This window comes from Microbacterium hydrothermale (assembly GCF_004854025.1).
In the GTDB taxonomy this organism is placed as follows: Bacteria; Actinomycetota; Actinomycetes; order Actinomycetales; family Microbacteriaceae; genus Microbacterium; species Microbacterium hydrothermale.
The window spans coordinates 55,225-74,313 of the sequence record NZ_STGM01000008.1 but is presented as its reverse complement, the minus strand read 5'-3'; the positions used below and the strand labels follow the sequence as shown (position 1 = coordinate 74,313).

Sequence of the window (19,089 nt, the reverse complement as noted above, 5' to 3'; positions counted from 1 at the left end):
AAAGAGTCCGGAACGTTCCGGCGCGAGGCCGGTGGATCAGTGACCCCGGGGAACATCACCCGGCACGCCACCGGAGCGGCGGTGCCTGCGGCCCGAGTGCGCCGGAACCGGAACGGTTCGCGACAGGGGCGGATGGCGGGATCGAGCCCATTCTAGCGCGAAGCGCCACCGAACAGACCGCCAAGACGCGCGGTCCTCAGGCCGCGCGCCGCAACCGCAGGCTGTTGAGCACCACGAAGACGCTCGAGAACGCCATCGCCGCCCCCGCGAGCATGGGGTTGAGCAGCCCCAGCGCGGCCAGGGGCAGCGCGGCCACGTTGTACGCGAACGCCCAGAAGAGGTTGCCGCGGATGACGCGCATCGTGCGCCGGCTCAGCGCCACCGCCGTGACGATGCCCCGCGGATCGTCGCGCATGAGGGCGACGTCGCTGGCGTGGAGGGCGGCATCCGTCCCTCCGCCCATGGCGATGCCCAGATCGGCGGATGCCAGGGCCGCGGCGTCGTTGACACCGTCACCGACCATCGCGACGGTGCGGCCGTCCGCGCGCAGGGCCGCGATCTCGTCGACCTTCCCCTCGGGCAGGACGCCGGCGCGCACCCTCTCGATGCCGAGCTCGGCGGCCACGGCCCGGGCGACGTGCTCGTTGTCGCCGGTGAGGAGCACGGGCTCAAGACCCATCGCCCTCAGCCGCCCGACAGCGTCGGCGCTCTCGGAGCGCACGGTGTCGGCGATCTCGACGACGATCCGGGCCTCCATCCCGCCGGCGGGACCCGCCCAGCCGGCCACGACGACGGTTCCGCGCCGCTCGCCGGCCTCCACGGCCGCGGCGAGCGCGGCGGGCAGTTCGGCGCCGAGCGCGGCGGCGAGGGCCGGCCGCCCCGCGAACACGCGCGCACCGTCGACCGTGCCGAGGACGCCGCGACCGGGCAGCGCCTCGAGATCCGCGGCCACCGGCCCCTCCCCCGCGACGGCGACGATCGCGCGGGCGATCGGGTGCTCCGACCCGCGCTCGACAGCGGCCACGCGGCGCAGGGCGTCAGCGGCATCCGCGGATCCGTCGGTGGTGACCCGCGCGACGCTCATACGCCCCGTCGTCAGGGTGCCGGTCTTGTCGAGGACGATCGTGTCGATGCGCTCGGCCGACTCGAGGGCCGCGGGGCCCGTGACCAGGATGCCGAGCTGGGCGGCGCGTCCGGTTCCGACGAGGATCGCGATGGGGGTCGCCAGTCCCAGCGCGCACGGGCAGGCGATGATGAGCACGGCGACGGCGGCGGTGAACCCCGCCGACAGGGGCTGCCCGGCCACGAGCCACCCGACGAGGGTCAGCACGGCGAGGGCGATCACGACCGGGACGAAGACGCCCGAGATGCGATCGGCCAGACGTTGGACGCGGCTCTTGCCGAGCTGGGCGTCCTCGACCAGCCGCGCGATGCGGGCGAGGCGGGTCTGCGCGCCGACACTCGTCGCGCGGACGACCAGACGGCCGCCCGAGGCGATCGTTCCGCCGGTCACTCTCGAGCCGGGGCCGACGTCGACCGGGAGCGACTCCCCCGTGAGCATGCTCTCGTCGACCGAGGCGCGCCCCTCCTGCACCTCGCCGTCGGTGGCGACGGTCGCCCCGGGGCGCACGACGAAGACGTCGCCGACGGTCAGGTCGTCGACGTCGATGCGTCGTCCGTCGACGAGTTCGGCCTCGCGCGCCCCCAGGTCGAGCAGGGAGCGCAGCGCCGCTCCGGCCGTGCGCGTCGAGCGTTGCTCGATCACCCGGCCGAGCAGCAGGAACACGGTCACCGCGGCCGCGACCTCGAAGTAGACGACCGAGGAGGCGTCGTGCACGGGGCCGAACAGCGTGACTTCGTGACGGATGCCGATGCGCCCGGCCGTCCCGAAGACGAGGGCCCACATGCTCCACAGGTAGGCGGCGAAGGTGCCCAGGGTGATGAGGGTGTCCATGGTGGCCGCGCCGTGGCGGGCGTTGCGCAGGGTGGCGCGGTGGAAGGGCCATCCGCCCCACAGGACGACGGGCGTCACGAGCACGAGCGAGACCCACTGCCATCCCGGGAACTGCCAGGCCGGGATCATCCCCAGCGCGACGACCGGGATCGCGAGGGCGAGCGAGATCGTCAGGCGGGTGCGCAGCGGCGCCGCGCCCGGCGCGTCGGCCGTGTCGTGCACGTGGCTGGAGGGGTGCGAGGGCTCGGGCTGCGACGACGCCGTCCTGCCGTCGCCGCCGGGGACGACGTCGCCCCCGGTCACGGCGTCGAGCTCTCCCCCGGGGATCGCCACCGGGACCGGCCGCGGCGATGCCGACGAGGTGAGCGGGCGCACCCGCGCGTCGTAGCCCGCCGCGCGGACCGCCTGGACGAGAGACGCGGGGTCGAGGTCGGCCGGGTAGCGCACGCGCGCGGTCTCGGTCGCGAGGTTCACAGCGGCATCCACGCCGTCGACGCGATGGAGCTTCTTCTCGACGCGGGCGACGCAGCTCGCGCAGGTCATCCCCTCGATGTCGAGGACCGCCTCGGCGGTCGCCGTCCTGTCGGTGTCGTCGGTCATGACGCCTCCCTCGCTCACCCGCGATAACAGGATACCCCCAGGGGGTATTCCCGGGGCAGTGATCGCTTCTGTCCACCCCGGCCCCGATGTCGGCGGTCGACCCTACGCTGGGCACGTGGCCGAGCCGATGAGACGCGAGCAGCGCGTGGTGCTGACGATCGCCGTCCTGGCATCCTTCGTGTCGTTCCTCGACGGCACCGTGGTCAATGTCGCCCTTCCCGCCATCGCGGGCGACCTCGGCGGCGGCCTGTCGACGCAGCAGTGGGTGGTCGATGCATATCTCGTCACCCTCGGCGCGTTCATCCTCGTCGCGGGCTCGCTCAGCGACGTCCTGGGGCGCGTCGTGGTCCTGCGGATCGGTCTGATCGGGTTCGGCGTCACCTCGCTCGCGATCGCCGCAGCACCCACGGCCGAGTTCCTCATCGTCGCGCGCGCCCTGCAGGGCGTGTCCGGCGCCCTCCTCGTGCCGAGTTCGCTCGCCCTCATCACCTCCACGTTCCGGGGCGCGGCGCAGGCGCGCGCGATCGGCATCTGGACCGGGGCGACGACCGTGGCCATGATCGCGGGGCCGCTGATCGGCGGCATCTTCGTCGACACCCTCTCGTGGCGTCTGGTCTTCCTCGTCAACGTCCTGCCCATCGCGGTCACGATGTGGCTGCTCGCCCGGCTCGGACACCGCGATCACCGGCGCCCCGGAGCGCGCGTCGACATCCTCGGCGCCGTCCTGTGCGCGGCGGGTCTGGGCGGCATCGTGTTCGCCCTCATCGAGCAGCCGAACCTGGGGTGGGCCTCGCCCGTCATCTGGGTACCCGGTGTCGTCGGCATCCTGTCGTTCGCGGGCTTCCTGGTGCGCCAGCGCACCGCCCGCGACCCGATGATGCCGCTCGACCTCTTCCGCGCACGCAACTTCTGGGCCGGCAACCTCGCGACCGTCTTCGTCTACGCGGCTCTGTCCCTCAACGGGTTCGTCGTCAGCGTCTACCTGCAGCAGGGCGCGGGATTGACGGCCACCCTCGCCGGGCTCGCGTCACTGCCGAGCACGGTGCTGATGATCCTGCTCAGCTCGCGCATGGGCGCTCTCGCGGGGCGCTTCGGTCCGCGGCTGTTCATGACGCTCGGGCCTCTCGTGATGGCGGCGGGTGCGCTCCTGCTGCTGAACGTCGACGACGACTTCGACTATTGGACGCAGGTCCTGCCCGGCGTCGTCGTGTGGGGCCTGGGTCTGACCGCCACCGTCTCACCGCTCACCGCGGCCGTGCTCGGCGCGATCGACACCGAGCGCTCGGGCATCGCCTCGGCCGTCAACAACGCCGTCTCGCGCGTCGCGGGTCTTCTGGCGATCGCGGCGGTGTCGGCGGTCGTGGGCGGCTCACTCGATCTCGGGGGCTTCCACCGCGCGGCCGTCTTCACCGCCGCACTGATGCTCCTCGGGGCGGCGGCGTCGTTCCTCGGCATCCGCAATCATCTGTCGCGTCAGGACTGAGCGCGCGGCGGCGGTCCGGCGGCGGACCCCGCCCGAACAACCCATCGACTGTCCAGGGCACCCGGACGAATCAGGAAACGTTCCGGGTGTTTCGGACGCTCGAAGCGCACGCGCATCGGGACCGCAGCCTGCCCACGAACGACCCCCGGCCCGCCGCGTCGCTCAGCGCAGGATCGCCCGCGCGCGGTCCACGTCGTCGGCCATCTGAACGAGCAGCGCGTCGATGCCGTCGAAGGCCGTCATCTCGCGCACGCGCTCCACGAACCGCACCTCGACGTGGTGGCCGTAGAGGTCGAGGCCGGTCTCGTCGATCACGTACGCCTCGACCTGGCGCGCGTGCACGTCGTCGAACGTGGGGTTCGTGCCGACGCTGATCGCCGCGGGATAGCTCGTGCGCCGAGTCCCGTCCACGTCGACGAGCCACCCGGCGTAGACGCCGTCGGCGGGGACGAAGCCCTCGAGGTCGGCGGAGAGGTTCGCGGTCGGGTACCCCAGCTCGCGCCCGCGCTTGAGCCCGTGCACGACCTCGCCCCACACCGAGGGGGCGCGCCCGAGCAGTCGGGCCGCCGTGGCGATGTCGCCGGCCGACAGCGCTTCGCGGATCCACGTGGACGACACGCGCCGATCGGCGTGCACGGCGCGGACGTCGTCGACGACGTCGACACGGAAGCCGAACTCCTCACCCATGCGCTCGAGAAGTGCGGGGTCTCCCGCTCCCCCGGCTCCGAAGCGGAAGTCGCGCCCCACGAGCACCGTGCGCGCCTCGAGGGCGTCGACCAGGATGCCGCGCACGAAGTCCTCCGCCGGGATCGCCGCCAGCGCCGCGTCGAAGGTCAGCAGCAGGGTGGCATCCACCCCGGCACGCTCGAGCAGGTCGAGCTTCTGGTGCGGACCGATGACGTCGGCGGGGCACTTCTCCGGGCGCAGGACGCTCAGCGGGTTGCGGTCGAAGGTCACGGCGACCACGCGGGCACCGTCGGACGCGTCGACGCGGGCCCGGTCGATCACCGCGCGGTGGCCGGTGTGCACGCCGTCGAACTTGCCGATCGCGACGACCGTCGGACCGAAACCGGCGGGGACCTCCGCGGGATCGCGGAAGACGATCACGACGTCGCCCGGCGGTGCCGCACGAGCCACCACAGCCCGAGGAACGGCAGCACGAGGGGGATGAAGAGGTACCCGTAGCCGTACACCGACCAGACGGTCGGGTGCTGGAACAGCTCCGGCAGGACGAGGCTCAGCGTACCGACGACCAGCACCCCGACGAGCTCGAAGCCGATCGCCACCCACGCCACGCGGTACCACGCCGGTCGCGCGGAGAACACGAGGGCGAGCGTCGCGAGTATGTACACGACGGCGGCGAGAGCGGACAGCGAATACGCCACCGGGGCGTCGTCGAACTCGCGCACGATCTGCACGAAGGAGCGGCCCGTGGCGGCGAGCGCCATGATGCCGTAGACGACGACGAGGACACGGCCGATGCCGGTCATCCCCCGGGAACGGGTGGGAGTGGTGGATGCCATGACCTGACGATTCTAGTTCGCCCGGGCCACCGCCGAGCGGCGGAGCACGCTCACGCGATCTGCACGGTCCAGATGACGTGCATGCGCCAGACCATCACGGCCACCGCGAGGGCCGCGACGCCCATGACGACGGTGCTCCAGCGGCTGCGCTCGAGAAGCGCCCACGCGACGCCCGCGATCGGCACGAGGGCCGCGGACACGAGGTAGGTCCAGAACTCGAGCAGACTGCCCGAGGGAGGGTTGCCCGCGAACGGAGCGATGATCGCCACGACGATCTGCACGATGAGCAGCAGCTCGATGAGGGCGAGCGACCCGACGGTGACGTCTCCCGGACGCCGTCCGATCAGGCCCGCGCCGACCGCGACGAGTCCGGCGAGCACCGCGAGACCCACCTGCACGAGGGTGAACCACAGGATCATCGCGCGACCTCCTCGGGCATGTTCATGACGCTCTTGAGCTGCGTGCCGCGCTTCTCGACGACGCCGACCAGAAGGCCGTCGGGGTCGATCGCCGCGGCCACGGGGCCGGTGAGGCGGCCGCCGCCGTCGATGCGCTTGCCGTGGCGCAGGTCGCGGGCTTCGTCGGGTCCGACCGCGAGGGCGCCCATCACGACCGCCGCGGCGGTGGCGGGCGCGATGAGGGCGTCTTCGGAGATCTCGTCGACGGATGCCGCCGCAGCGACGTCGAACGCGCCGATGCGCGTCCGGCGCAGGGCGGTCAGGTGCCCGCCCACGCCGAGGGCGCGCCCGAGGTCGCGCGCGAGGGCGCGGATGTACGTGCCGCTCGTGCAGTCGACGACGACGTCGAGCTCGATCGTCCCCTGTCCACGGCGGGTGGCGCGCACGTCGAAACGCGAGACGGTGACCCGCCGCGACTTCAATTCGACCTGCTCCCCCGCTCGGGCGAGGTCGTAGGCGCGGCGCCCGTCGACCTTGATCGCCGACACCGTGCTCGGCACCTGATCGATCTCACCCGTCAGCGCGGCGATGCCGTCGCGGATCGCGGTCTCGGTGACGGCGGCGACGGTGTCGGCATCCGCCCGCGCGGTCTCGACCCCGTCGGCGTCGTCGCTGTCGGTCGACACCCCCAGCAGGATGGTCGCCTCGTACGTCTTGTCGGCGCCGACGATGTAGGTCAGCAGGCGCGTCGCCCCCTCGACGCCGAGCACGAGGAGGCCCGTCGCCATCGGGTCGAGCGTGCCGGCGTGGCCGATCTTGCGGGTGCCGAGCGCCCGCCGAGCGCGCGACACGACGTCATGGCTGGTGATGCCTCCGGGCTTGTCGACCAGGAGGATGCCGGGGCGCACCATCAGCAGAAGTCCCCGAAGACCTGCACGGGGTGGGCGGGGTCGGAGTTCTCGACGATGACGGATGCCGCCGCCTTCGGCCGCGCGGTGGCGAGGTAGTGCTTCTCGGCGTCCGGGAGCTCGGGGCGGGGGGCGCCGATCGGCGGATTGCTCTCGAGCCAGATCGAGAAGTTCCAGAGCCCCCGCACGGCGGCGTCGTGCAGGAAGCGTCCGGAGACGACGAGGACCGCGTCCGCCGGGGCGACGTAGTCGGGACCGAAGGGGTCGCCCGCACGGAAGGGTCCGATCAACCATTCACGCACCTGCGGGGCCCCGTCGGCGACGGAGACGTGGAACACCGCCGTTCCCTCCTCGGCGATCGCCTTCTCGAAATCACCGGCGAACTTCATCGCCGCGCCGAGATCGAGGGCGTCGACCGCGACGACCACGCGCCCCGCGCGGTTGTTCTGCCGCATCAGGTCGCGCAGACTTCTCTGCAGGGTCTCGACGGCGTTCTCACTCGACATGCCTCCAGCCTACGATCGACCGCCGACACCGGACCGCTCCGGCCGCCCCGCGACGGCCCGGGCGCGGCATCCCCCTCCACCGATGAACGCGATCGGTGCTCATCGGCGAGGGCCCGCCCGCCCCAGGCCTCGTAGGCTGGACGGATGCCAGGACTCGCCGCCCCGCTCATCGACTGGTACCGCGGGGCCGCGCGCGACCTGCCGTGGCGCCGCGAGGGCTTCGGGGCGTGGGGCACCCTCGTGAGCGAGTTCATGCTGCAGCAGACCCCGGTCGCCCGCGTCATCCCGCACCTCGAGGCGTGGCTCGCGCGCTGGCCGACGCCGACCGATCTCGCCGCCTCTCCCCCGGGCGACGCGGTGACCCAGTGGGCCAACCTCGGCTACCCGCGCCGCGCCCTGTGGCTGCACCGCGCCGCGGTCGAGATCCGCGATCGGCACGACGGTGTGGTCCCGCACGACGTGGACGCCCTGCTCGCCCTCACCGGCATCGGCGACTACACCGCGCGCGCGGTGGCGGTCTTCGCCTACGGCGATCGGCATCCCGTCGTCGACACGAATACCCGGCGCGTGCTCGCCCGCGCGGTCGAGGGTCGCGCCCAGCCCGGCCCGCCGCACCGCCGCGACCTCGAGCGCATGGAAGCCGAACTCCCGGCCGACGTCGCCGCAGCGGCGATCGTGAACGCCGCGGCGATGGAGCTCGGCGCGATCGTGTGCACGGCGCGGGCCCCCAAGTGCGAGGCGTGCCCGCTGACGAAGCAATGCGCCTGGCGCGCGGCCGGATACCCCGAGTCCGAAGACCGTCGGCGCAAGCAGGCCGCCTACGAGGGAAGCGATCGACAGGCCCGCGGTGCAGTGCTCAAGACCCTCCGCGGCGCGGCTCCCGCCGCCGTCCCCCTCTTCGCGGTGCTGCCCGACTGGCCGGATGCCGCGCAACGCGATCGCGCGATCGACTCGCTCGTGGCCGACGGCCTCGTCGAGGCGATCGACGAGCACCTGCGCCTGCCGGGCCACCCGGCATCCTGACCCGCTTCGGCCCGAGCCCCGCGACGGCCCCGTGCGAAACTCCGGAGAATCGCGCGCCGCGACCCCCGCGAGCCCCTTCCCGGCCGCCCCGAACGCGGAACCTCAGGAGTTCCGCCCGCCCCGGCCCGCGGACACCGCCAGAACGCGAAGAAGGCCGGATGCCGCCCGCTCGGGGTGGCATCCGGCCTCACGGTCCGCACGCTCAGATGCGCGCGGCCTCGTCGTCTTCGTCGTCGTCCTCATCGTCGTCGAGGTCGTCGTCCTCGTCCGCGCGGGGCTTCACGTAGGGATCGGCCTCGCCGGCGTACGCGGCCGAGGCGGCCAGACCCGCGACCGACTCGTCGCGTTCGCGCGCCTCGCGCAGCAGCGCCGAGATGTGATCGGCGTTCTCGGGGATGCCGTCGAGGATGAACTCCAGCGACGGAGTGAGCCGCGTGTTGAGGTGCTTGCCGACCTCGCTGCGCAGCATCCCGGTCGCGGACTTCAGCGCCGCGGCGGTGTCGGCGCGGTGCGCCTCGTCGCCCATCACGGTGTAGAACACCGAGGCGCGCTGCAGGTCGCCCGTGACCCGTACGTCGGTGATCGTGACGAATCCGAGCCGCGGGTCGCGCAACCCCTTCTCGAGGCGCTCCGCGAGCACCACGCGAATGCGGTCCGCCACGCGTGCCTGTCGTTCCCCTGCCACAGCCTTCTCCTTCTGTTCTTCATACCGCCGCGAGTACGAGTGCCCCCGTGGCTCATCGCCGGGTGAGGGCCGCGCTGGGCGACGCTGCACCCAGCGTAGGCCGGAGGGGGTGTGCATTCCTCCGAGCATCGGGGTAGGGGCCCCGCTCTGCTCGGGGGAATGCACACCCCCGCAGGCCGAAGCGGGAGCCGCGCCCGAAGACGCGACTCCCGCCAGGTGTGATCAGCCTCGCGGCTTCTCGACCATCTCCGTGGTCTCGATCTCGTCGCCGACCTGGATGTCGTTGAACTTGCCCAGGCCGATACCGCACTCGAAGTCCGTGCGGACCTCGGTGACGTCGTCCTTGAAGCGGCGCAGCGACTCGATGGCCAGGCCGTCGGCCAGCACGACACCGTCGCGGATGACGCGGGCCTTGGCGTTTCGCGTGATCGTTCCCGATCGCACGATGACACCGGCGATGTTGCCGAACTTCGAGGAGCGGAACACCTCGCGGATCTCGGCGACACCCGACTGCACCTCTTCGAACTCCGGCTTGAGCAGGCCCTTGAGCGACTGCTCGACGTCGTCGATCGCGTTGTAGATGACCGAGTAGAACCGCACGTCCACACCCTCGCGGGCGGCACGCTCACGGGCCTTCGTGTCGGGGCGGACGTTGAAGCCGATCACGATCGCGTTGTCGATCGTGGCCAGGTTGATGTCCGACTCGGTGATCGCACCCACACCGCGGTGGATGATGCGCAGCTGGACGCTGTCGTCGACCTCGATCTTGAGCAGCGACTCCTCGAGCGCCTCGACGGCACCCGACACGTCGCCCTTGATGATGAGGTTGAGCGACTCGACCTTGCCCTCTTCGAGAGCGCGGGTGAAGTCCTCAAGCGAGATGCGCTTGCGGGCCTTGGCCAGCTGGGCGTTGCGCTCGGCGGCTTCGCGCTTCTCGGCGATCTGACGCGCGGTGCGGTCTTCTTCGGTGACGATGAAGACGTCGCCGGCGCGGGGAACCGAGTTGAGACCCTGCACCTGCACGGGACGCGACGGGTAGGCCTCTTCGACCGCTTCGCCGTTCTCGTCCATCATCGCGCGGACGCGGCCGTACGCCGTTCCGGCGACGATCGCGTCACCGACGCGCAGGGTTCCGGACTGGATGAGCACCGTGGCGACCGAACCGCGGCCCTTGTCGAGCTTCGCTTCGATCGCGACACCGCGGGCCGCCTTGTTCGGGTTGGCCGTGAGGTCGAGACCGGCGTCGGCGGTGAGCAGGACCGCATCCAGGAGAGCCTGGATGTTGAGGTTCTGTCGGGCCGAGACGTCGACGAACATGACGTCTCCGCCGTACTCCTCGGCGACCAGACCGTACTCGGTGAGCTGCTGGCGCACCTTGGCCGGGTTGGCGTCGGGCTTGTCGACCTTGTTCACCGCGACCACGATCGGCACGTTCGCCGCCTGGGCGTGGTTCAGCGCCTCGACCGTCTGGGGCATGATGCCGTCGTCGGCCGCGACCACGAGGATCGCGATGTCGGTCACCTGCGCACCACGGGCACGCATGGCGGTGAACGCCTCGTGACCCGGGGTGTCGATGAAGGTGATCGCGCGCTCGATGCCCTCGTGCTCGGTCCAGATCTGGTACGCACCGATGTGCTGCGTGATGCCGCCGGCCTCGCCCGCGACCACGTTGGTCTGGCGGATAGCGTCGAGCAGTCGCGTCTTACCGTGGTCGACGTGGCCCATGACGGTGACCACGGGAGGACGGATCTCGAGATCGTCCTCGCTCTCGGCCTCGAGTTCGGCGTCGAGGTCGAGACCGAAGCCCTCGAGGAGCTCCTTGTCTTCGTCCTCGGGCGAGACCATCTGGATCTTGTAGCCGAGCTCGGCACCGAGCACCTCGAAGGTGGCCTCGTCGAGAGACTCGGTCGCGGTGGCCATCTCGCCCAGGTTGAACAGGATGGTCACGAGCGTGCCGGGCTGCACGGTGTAGCCGCGCAGCGCCTCGAGCTTGTCCGCGAAGTCGGCGATGGAGGCACCGCGGCGCAGTCGGATGATCTCGCCGTTGCCCTTCGAGACGTTGACGCCGCCGACGACCGGCGCCGACCGCATCTCGAATTCCTGCCGCTTCGCCCGACGCGACTTACGCTGCTTGGACTTGCCGCCGCCCTTGCCGAAGGCACCCGCGGTGCCACCGCCGGGACCACGGCCGCGGCCACCGCCGCCACCGGGACGACCGGCGAAACCGCCGCCGGGAGCGCCGCCACCGGGGCGCTGGAAGCCGCCACCGGCACCGCCGGGACGACCGGGACCGCCGGGACGCTGCTGGAACGGGGCGCCGGGACGACCGCCGCCGCCGGGACGACCGGCACCGCCGGGGCGCGGCGCGCCGGGGCGCGGCGAACCGGGACGCGGAGCCTGGGGACGCGGGATGTTGCCGGGGGTCGGGCGCTGGCCCATGCCCTGCGCCGACGCGAACGGGTTGTTACCCGGACGGGGGCCGGCGGGACGCTGGCCCATGCCCTGCGACGAGGCGAACGGGTTGTTGCCCGGACGCGCGCCACCGGGACGCGGAGGCGAGCTGGGGCCGGGCTTGGGCGCACCGGCACCGGGGGTCGGCGCCGCCGACGGAGCCGCGGGCTTCGCGCCGGGCTTGGCCGGGGCGGAGGGAGCGGGGGTCGACGCCGCGGGAGCCGAGGCGGCCGGGGCGGATGCCGCGGGCGCGGGCGCTGCGGCGGGAGCCGCCGGCGCGGCGGGCTTGGCGGGTCCGGGGGTCGGGCCCGAGGGACGGGCGCCGGGGGTGGCCGCCGGACGGGCGGGGCCCGGACGGGCGCCGGAACCGGGGCGCGCCGCGGGGGCGGCGGGCTTGGCATCCGACGATCCGGAGGAGCCCTCGGCCGCGAGGGCGGCGCGGAGCTTGCGAGCCACGGGGGGCTCGATGGTGGATGAGGGGCTCTTGACGAACTCGCCGAGCTCCTTCAGCTTCGCAAGCGCGACCTTGCTGTCGACGCCGAGCTCGGAAGCGATCTCGTGCACGCGTGGTTTTGCCACAATTCTCCTGTCTGAGGGCCTACCCCGGACAGGGCAGACCGCTAGTTGCGGACGGGTCTCATTTCGAGCCGTTCACTTCGTGTCCATAGCCGTTCAGCCTTTTCGCTGGAGGGTTGATTCGAAGGTCTGCGTGTCAAGCGGGCCTGACACACGCAATGCTCGTACGAAGGCGCGACGCGCGAGCGCTTTGCTCACGCACGCGTCCGTCTCGTGCACCCACGCTCCCCGGCCCGGCAGCACCGCTCGCTCGTCTGCGACGAGGACCGATCCGTCGGCGACCACACGCAGAAGCGAGGATCGGGGGGCGCGTGCGCGGCATCCGACGCACGTTCGTACGGGTTCCATCCTACACCTCGCGATCGCCCGGACGATCTGACGGTCAGTTGTCTTCGAGGATGCTGTCGGGCTGGATGTCGATCTTGGCGCCGGTCAGCTTGGCGGCGAGGCGGGCGTTCTGACCCTCCTTGCCGATCGCGAGCGACAGCTGGTAGTCGGGCACCAGGGCGCGCACGGCCTTGGTCGACGCGTCGAGCACGAACGACGACGTCACCTTCGCCGGCGACAGGGCGTTCGCCACGAAACGGGGCAGCTCGGCGTCGTAGTCGATGATGTCGATCTTCTCGCCGGCGAGCTCCTCGGTGACCGCGCGCACGCGGCGGCCGAGCTCTCCGATGCAGGCGCCCTTGGCGTTCACCGTCGGGTCGTTGGCCTTGACGGCGATCTTGGAGCGGTGCCCGGCCTCGCGGGCGAGCGAGACGATCTCGACGAGACCCGCGGCGATCTCGGGCACCTCGAGGGCGAAGAGCTTGCGGACCAGGCCCGGGTGCGTGCGCGACACGGTGATCTGCGGACCCTTGTTGCCCTTGGCCACGCTGGTGACGTACACGCGCAGGCGGGAGCCGTGCGGGTAGGTCTCGCCCGGCACCTGCTCCTCGGGCGGGAGGATCGCCTCGACCGTGCCGAGGTCGACGTGCACCATGCGGGGGTTGGGTCCCTGCTGCACGACGCCGGCGACGATGTCGCCCTCCTTGCCGCGGAACTCGCCCAGCACCGCGTCGTCAGCGATATCGCGCAGACGCTGGCTGATGACCTGCTTGGCCGCGAAGGCGGCGATGCGGCCGAAGTCGTCGGGAGCCTGCTCCTCTTCGCCGATGACGGCGCCCTCGTCGTCGGTGACGGGGGTGAAGATGCCCACGTGACCGGTCTTGCGATCGAGCGAGGCGCGGGCGCCCGCCGGGATCTCGCCCTCGGACGAGATGTGCTTGGCGTAGGCGGTCAGGATCGCCTGCTCGATGATGCGCGCGAGTTCGTCGAAGGGGATCTCCTTCTCGCGTTCGATCGTCTTCAGAAGTGCGAGATCGATGTCCACAAGGCCCTCCGTTGTTCAGCTTTCGTCGGCGCGACCGGCGCCGACAACCCTCCTACGATACCCGGGATGCCACCCGGCTCGCGACCCGTGGAACGTCGGACCCCTCGCGTACGGCAACACGACGCAGGAGGATCCGGGCGAAATGGCGCATCGCACGAGAACCGGAGGCCTCGGACGCCGGATCTCCTGCGCTGTGTCGATCCGGCTCCACCGCCCTCAGAGACGCTCGAGCGGATTCGCGGCGAGCTTGGCCACCACTCCCCCGTCGACCAGGCGCCGCGCGGCGGTGTCGGGCTTGCGGGCGGCCTGATCGCGCACGCACGCGCCGAACTCCTCGGCGAGGGCGCCGCGCGGGTGGACGGCAAGCACCTCGCGGCGGAAGTCCTCGGGCAGCGCGTCGGGGCGGGACCCCGAGATGTCGAGGCCCGTCGCGATCTCGAGCAGGTACCCCTCGGCATCCTCTCTCGGATCCACGCCCGGCCAGTTGTGCCGCACGACCACCTCGAGCACGCGTTCGCGCCGGGGCTGCTCCCAGCCCGCGCCCGCGGTCAGCGCGACGCCGACGTGACCGCCGGCGTGCTCGTACGAGATCGTGTGGTTGTCGAACTCCGTCACCGTGCCGATGTCGTGCAGCACCGCCGCGACGTACAGCAGCTCGTGGTCGATGCCCCGGATGCCGTCGACCACCGCGAACGCCTCGGCCCACAGCCACGACCGCAGCACGTGCGCCGTGATCGCGGGCGACTGGTACTGCTGCGCCAGCGCGAGGGCGCCGCGGGCGGCGAGGGTGTCGGGCACGGGGAAGTCGCTGATGCGCACGGGGCCTCCGGGATCGGGTGGACCCCCACTCTCGCGGAACCCGCGCTCGTCGACCAGACGCACGGCGGCCACCCTTCGCAGCCTTCCCGCCAGCGCGCGGGCAGGACGCAGGAGATCCGGGCACCGAACGCCACGACGACCGCGCGGTTCCGCGGGGCGCGGGCCGCGCGGCATCCGGATCTCCTGCGTTATGCACCCGCAACGCGCGCCACCGCCCCGCATCCCGCGCCCGCCCCGCCCCCACCGGCGGAACGACGGATGCCGCGACCTCGGGCGAGCGCCCGGGTCGCGGCATCCGCAGGCCGCGTCAGCTCACCGGGGTGGCGTGCCAGATGCGGTCGAGGTAGTCGCGCATCGCGCGGTCGGAGGAGAAGTATCCGCTGCGGGCCACGTTGAGGATCGCCGAGCGCACCCACGCGTCCTGGTCGGCGTAGGCGGCGTCAACGCGGTCCTGCGCGTCGAGGTACGAGCGGAAGTCGGCGAGCGCCATGAAGCGGTCGTCGTACAGCAGGTTCGACACGAGGGGCTCGAACACCGTGCGGTCGCCGCCCGAGAACGCCCCCGACGCGATCAGGTCGATCGCGCGGCGCAACTCGTCGTCGGCCTGGTAGAAGTCGGCGGGGCGGTAGCCCTCGGCCCACAGCGCCTCGACCTCGGGCTCGCTCATGCCGAAGAGGAAGAAGTTGTCGTCGCCGACGAGCTGACGGATCTCGACGTTCGCCCCGTCGTCGGTGCCGATGGTGAGGGCGCCGTTGAGGGCGAGCTTCATGTTGCCGGTTCCGGAGGCCTCCTTGCCGGCGAGCGAGATCTGCTCCGACAGGTCGGCGGCGGGGATGATGCTCTCGGCGAGGGTCACGTTGTAGTTCGCCGGGTACAGCACCTTCAGCTTGCCCTTGACGCGCTCGTCGGCGCTCACGACCTCGCCGACGGCGTTGATGAGGTGGATGATGCGCTTGGCCATGCCGTAACCGGGGGCGGCCTTGGCGCCGAAGAGGAACGTGCGCGGCTGCACGGTGTCGACGTCGAGGCGACCCGAGACGATGCCCTCGTAGGTGCTGACGATGTGCAGCACCTTCAGCGTCTGCCGCTTGTACTCGTGGAGGCGCTTGATCATCACGTCGAGCATGTGGCCGTCGTCGAGCGGCTGGTCTCCGCGCGCCTCGAGCACGCGGGCGAAGCGGCGCTTGTTGGCGGCCTTGACCGCGGCGAACCGCTCGCGGAAGTCGCTGTCGTCGGCGAGGGCCTCCAGGCCGCGCAGGCGCTCGAGGTCGACGGTCCAGCCCGCACCGAGGGCTTCGGTGATGAGGGCGGAGAGGTCGGGGTTCGCCAAGCGCAGGAAGCGGCGCGGCGTGACGCCGTTCGTGACGTTGGTGAACTTGTCGGGCCACATCGTGGCGAAGTCCTTCAGCACGTTGTCGCGCAGCAGCTGCGAGTGCAGCTCCGCGACGCCGTTGACCTTGGAGCCGGCGACGGTCGCGAGATACGCCATGCGCACCGAACGGAACGGGTGCTCCCCGATGATCGACATGTTGCGGATGAGCATCTCGTCGTCGCCGAAGCGCTCGCGCACCTCGAGCAGGAACTCGTCGTTGATGCGGTAGATGATCTCGAGGTGACGCGGAAGGAGCCGACCGAGCAGGTCGACCGACCAGACCTCGAGCGCCTCGGGCAGCAGCGTGTGGCACGTGTACGCGAAGCACTTCTGGGTGATGGCCCACGCGGCATCCCACTCGAGCTTCTTCTCGTCGACGAGCACGCGCATGAGCTCCGGCACGCCGATGACGGGGTGCGTGTCGTTGAGCTGGAAGATCACGCGCTCGGGGAGCTTCTCGAGGTCGAAGTCGTCGGGCAGGACGTTCTCGATGAAGTCGGCGATGGATGCCGCGACGAAGAAGTACTGCTGCTGCAGGCGCAGCTCCTTGCCCTGGGGGGTGGAGTCCTCGGGGTAGAGCACCTTGGAGATGTTCTCGGCGAAGGTCTGCGCGCGCACCGACTCGACGTAGTCGCCGGAGTTGAAGGTGTGCAGGTCGAAGGCGTTGGTGGCCACCGCGCGCCACAGGCGCAGGGTGTTCACGCGGCCGTTGTGGTAGCCGGGGACCATCATGTTGTACGGCACCGCGAGCACGTTCCACTCGGGGACCCAGCGGGTGCGCTCGACGCCCTCGTCGTCGTAGGTCTCGGTGGTTCCGGCGAACGAGATCGTCTGCGCGGCCTCGGGGTGGGCGAAATCCCAGGGCGAGCCCATGCGCAGCCACGCGTCGGGCTGCTCGACCTGCTGTCCGTCGGCGAAGGCCTGACGGAAGATGCCGTACTCGTAGCGGATGCCGTAGCCGATCGCCGGGATGCTCATGGTCGCGAGCGAGTCGACGAAGCAGGCGGCCAGGCGTCCGAGGCCGCCGTTGCCCAGGCCCGGCTCGATCTCGACCGCGCGGAGGTCGTCGATGTCGATGCCGCACTGCGCGAGCGCCTCGGTGGCGATGTCGGTCAGGCGCGCGGCGAGGAGGTTGTTGTCGAGCTGACGACCGAGCAGGTACTCGGCCGAGAGGTAGCAGACGGTCTTGTTCTGCTGGGCCTTCTGCTGGGCGCGATCGTCGAACCAGCGCGCCATGAGGTAGTCGCGGACCGTGTACGCCAGGGCCAGGTACTGGTCGTTGACGTCGGAGTTCGACAGCGTCACCCCCTGGTCGAAGTTCAGGTTCTGCAGGAACTGCTTCGCGAAGCCGTCGACGGATGCCGCGGGGGCGACGACGGGCGCGAGAGCCAGGGGGTGAGTGGGGCGCAGCTCAGGGGTGTTCTCGGGCACCCTCCGACCGTAATCAGAACCCCCTCCGCCTGCCAAGACGGCATCCGGGCCGACACATGATCTTCACCCGTTCGCCGCACGGGCGGAACCGCCTCGGACGCTCCCCGACGCGTCAGCGCAGCCCGCAGCCGTTCACGACCTGGTCCGTGCGGTCGATCAGGTTCTTCGTCCACGTGTAGAGCACGGGGAGGAAGCGCGACTTCGGCAGGATCGGGCGCAGGTGGTCGTAACCGGCGTAGGTGGCCCAGCGCACCGGCTGCCCCTCCGCGCACAGCTTCTGCACGTAGTCGCGCTGCAGCGTCGGCGGGATGACCTCGTCGTCGGCGCCCCACGCGACGAGCATGGGCGTGCCCAGCGGCGCGGTCATGGCGTTCTCGGCGAGACGGCGGCCGAGCGCTCCCGACGTCAGATCGGCGCTGTACAGCGGCCGGTCCTCCGACACGCCCAGCGCGGTGAGCACCGAGACCACGACGCCCGGTTCGCTCGGGCACCGCTGGGTCATCTCGAGCACGATCGAGCGCGACCCCTCGGCGATGTAGTCGTCGAGGTGCACGTCGGCGTAGGTCTCGGAGTACGGCACGAGCACCCACGACGTGATCACCGACAGCATCGCGTTCGGCGGTCCCGAGAGCAGTTCGCGGGCGAGAGCGGGCGGATCGGCGACCGGGGCGACCACCGCGGTGCCGAGCACGTCGAGGCCCGGGGCGTAGTCCTTCGCGATCGCCGTGGTCCACAGCGCCGCGTGGCCGCCCTGCGAGTGCCCCCACACGACGGTGTCGGGCGAGAGCGTGAGGTCGGTGCGCAGCTCGCTCGTGGCCAGCACGGCGTCGAGGGACGATCGGGCCTCGCCCTCCCCGATGAGGTACGGGTAGGCGCCGGGGGCGCCCTGTCCCGAGAAGTCCGAGGCGACGACGACCCACCCGGCCTTGAGCGCCTGCTCGAGCGCGGGGATCGACCACTTGGTCGCGGAGGCGTCGCGCAGGCTCGGCGCGCACCCCTGGGCGACGCCGGTCGTGCCGTGGTTCCAGACGATGACCGGGCGCGGACCCGCGGGGGGATCCTTCGGCACGATCACGAGCGCGCTGGCCACGGCCGGTCGGTTCTCGGCATCCCGTGTGGTGTAGAGAATGCGCGAGACGTCGCCGTTCTCGGGGAGGCGTCCGAGGTAGGCGTCGGAGCGGATGAGCCGGCCGTGCCCGCTGGGCACCTGCGCCGGCGGGTCGTAGAACGCATCCACGACGGGCGCGCCCGCGTCGAGCCAGTCGTTGAGCCACCATCCGCCCGCCGCGGTGGCCACCAGCACGAGCGAGAGGGCGTAGCGACCGGCGGCCGCCCACCCCGCGCGCACGCGCCGCCGCCGCACCGCGCGCTGCGCGTCGAAGGGCTCCGTTCGCGGCCGCGGACGACGGATGCCGGCGACCCCGCGCCCGAGCACCCCGAGACCGAACACGATCGTGCGCACACCGAAGACGACGGCCAGCACGAGCACCGTGACATCCGGCCAGGTGAAGGAGAGCACGCCGAACGCCACCTGGGCCACGCCCCACGAGAGGGCGAGCACGCGAGCGCTGACCCCTCCGCGACTGACCGCGCGCCCGATCGACGCGAGACCGCCGATCACGAGCAGCACGGCGAGCACCGGCGGCAGCAGCTCGAGGCTGCGGCCCAGCCAGACGAGCACGGCGATGCCCGCGATGATCCACGCCGCCGACACCGAGCGGGCCCACCAGCTCGCGGGGCGACCGACGAGCTCGAGGATGCCCATGACCACGGCGCTCGCGCCCACGTACACGCCCAGGAGCACGAGGGACGTGAGCGGGCGCGAGAGGATCAGCGCACCGAGCACCACCACGACGACGCCGACGATCAGGAGCACCCGCGGGGGCGCGTCGCGCACGAGGGCGGGGAGGGCGTTCCACCGGCGCAGCTGCGGTCGGCGGGTGGCGGGCATCAGGCCATGATAGGCATCACGTCGGCGGGCCCGACGC

Annotated in this window: 15 protein-coding genes; 2 read left to right on the top strand and 13 right to left on the bottom strand. The window is 71.6% G+C overall.

What is annotated here, in order from left to right; all coding sequences use genetic code 11:
* Positions 1-196: 196 nt before the first annotated feature.
* Positions 197-2,554, bottom strand: a complete 2,358-nt coding sequence (locus tag FB047_RS14355; protein WP_136587891.1) for a heavy metal translocating P-type ATPase — start codon at positions 2,552-2,554, stop codon at positions 197-199.
* A gap of 127 nt (positions 2,555-2,681) precedes the next feature.
* Here FB047_RS14355 and FB047_RS14350 point away from each other — a divergent pair, with 127 nt between their 5' ends.
* On the top strand, positions 2,682-4,037 hold the full coding sequence (locus FB047_RS14350; RefSeq protein WP_136587965.1) for an MFS transporter: 1,356 nt from the start codon (positions 2,682-2,684) through the stop codon (positions 4,035-4,037).
* Between the two features lie 162 nt (positions 4,038-4,199).
* On the opposite strand, the gene FB047_RS14345 is transcribed toward FB047_RS14350, so the two are convergent.
* From FB047_RS14345 to FB047_RS14325, 5 genes are read right to left on the bottom strand one after another with little or no spacing between them, the layout of a single operon-like run.
* A complete protein-coding gene (locus tag FB047_RS14345; protein ID WP_136587964.1) occupies positions 4,200-5,144 on the bottom strand; it encodes a bifunctional riboflavin kinase/FAD synthetase in 945 nt (314 codons plus the stop codon).
* Positions 5,141-5,560, bottom strand: coding sequence for a hypothetical protein (locus tag FB047_RS14340; protein WP_136587890.1), 420 nt, complete (start codon positions 5,558-5,560; stop codon positions 5,141-5,143). The genes FB047_RS14345 and FB047_RS14340 overlap by 4 nt, the downstream gene beginning before the upstream one ends.
* Before the next feature lie 50 nt (positions 5,561-5,610).
* On the bottom strand, positions 5,611-5,979 hold the full coding sequence (locus FB047_RS14335; RefSeq protein WP_136587889.1) for a hypothetical protein: 369 nt from the start codon (positions 5,977-5,979) through the stop codon (positions 5,611-5,613).
* A complete protein-coding gene (gene truB, locus FB047_RS14330; RefSeq protein ID WP_136587888.1) occupies positions 5,976-6,869 on the bottom strand; it encodes a tRNA pseudouridine(55) synthase TruB in 894 nt (297 codons plus the stop codon). Before truB ends, FB047_RS14335 begins: the two co-directional genes overlap by 4 nt.
* Positions 6,869-7,372: a nucleoside/nucleotide kinase family protein gene (locus tag FB047_RS14325; RefSeq protein ID WP_136587887.1), complete on the bottom strand. Its 504-nt coding sequence runs from the start codon at positions 7,370-7,372 to the stop codon at positions 6,869-6,871. The genes truB and FB047_RS14325 overlap by 1 nt, the downstream gene beginning before the upstream one ends.
* A 144-nt stretch (positions 7,373-7,516) precedes the next feature.
* On the opposite strand from FB047_RS14325, the gene FB047_RS14320 reads away from it, so the two are divergent.
* Positions 7,517-8,395, top strand: a complete 879-nt coding sequence (locus FB047_RS14320; RefSeq protein ID WP_136587886.1) for an HhH-GPD family protein — start codon at positions 7,517-7,519, stop codon at positions 8,393-8,395.
* A 202-nt stretch (positions 8,396-8,597) separates the two neighbouring features.
* Here the strand turns inward: FB047_RS14320 and rbfA are convergent, their stop codons facing one another.
* From rbfA to FB047_RS14285, 7 genes are all read right to left on the bottom strand, one after another.
* Positions 8,598-9,080, bottom strand: coding sequence for a 30S ribosome-binding factor RbfA (gene rbfA / locus FB047_RS14315; protein ID WP_136587885.1), 483 nt, complete (start codon positions 9,078-9,080; stop codon positions 8,598-8,600).
* Between the two features lie 222 nt (positions 9,081-9,302).
* Positions 9,303-12,110, bottom strand: a complete 2,808-nt coding sequence (gene infB, locus FB047_RS14310) for a translation initiation factor IF-2 (protein WP_205823050.1) — start codon at positions 12,108-12,110, stop codon at positions 9,303-9,305.
* A 93-nt stretch (positions 12,111-12,203) separates the two neighbouring features.
* A complete protein-coding gene (locus FB047_RS14305) occupies positions 12,204-12,455 on the bottom strand; it encodes a YlxR family protein (protein ID WP_136587883.1) in 252 nt (83 codons plus the stop codon).
* A gap of 34 nt (positions 12,456-12,489) precedes the next feature.
* Positions 12,490-13,479: a transcription termination factor NusA gene (gene nusA / locus FB047_RS14300; protein ID WP_136587882.1), complete on the bottom strand. Its 990-nt coding sequence runs from the start codon at positions 13,477-13,479 to the stop codon at positions 12,490-12,492.
* Positions 13,480-13,695: 216 nt separating this feature from the next.
* A complete protein-coding gene (locus tag FB047_RS14295; protein WP_136587963.1) occupies positions 13,696-14,298 on the bottom strand; it encodes an HD domain-containing protein in 603 nt (200 codons plus the stop codon).
* 307 nt (positions 14,299-14,605) lie between these two features.
* Positions 14,606-17,101, bottom strand: a complete 2,496-nt coding sequence (locus FB047_RS14290; protein WP_136587881.1) for a glycogen/starch/alpha-glucan phosphorylase — start codon at positions 17,099-17,101, stop codon at positions 14,606-14,608.
* A 112-nt stretch (positions 17,102-17,213) separates the two neighbouring features.
* The gene (locus FB047_RS14285; protein ID WP_136587880.1) at positions 17,214-19,052 is read right to left on the bottom strand and encodes an alpha/beta fold hydrolase; all 1,839 of its coding nucleotides are present in this window, start codon (positions 19,050-19,052) and stop codon (positions 17,214-17,216) included.
* Positions 19,053-19,089: the final 37 nt, after the last annotated feature.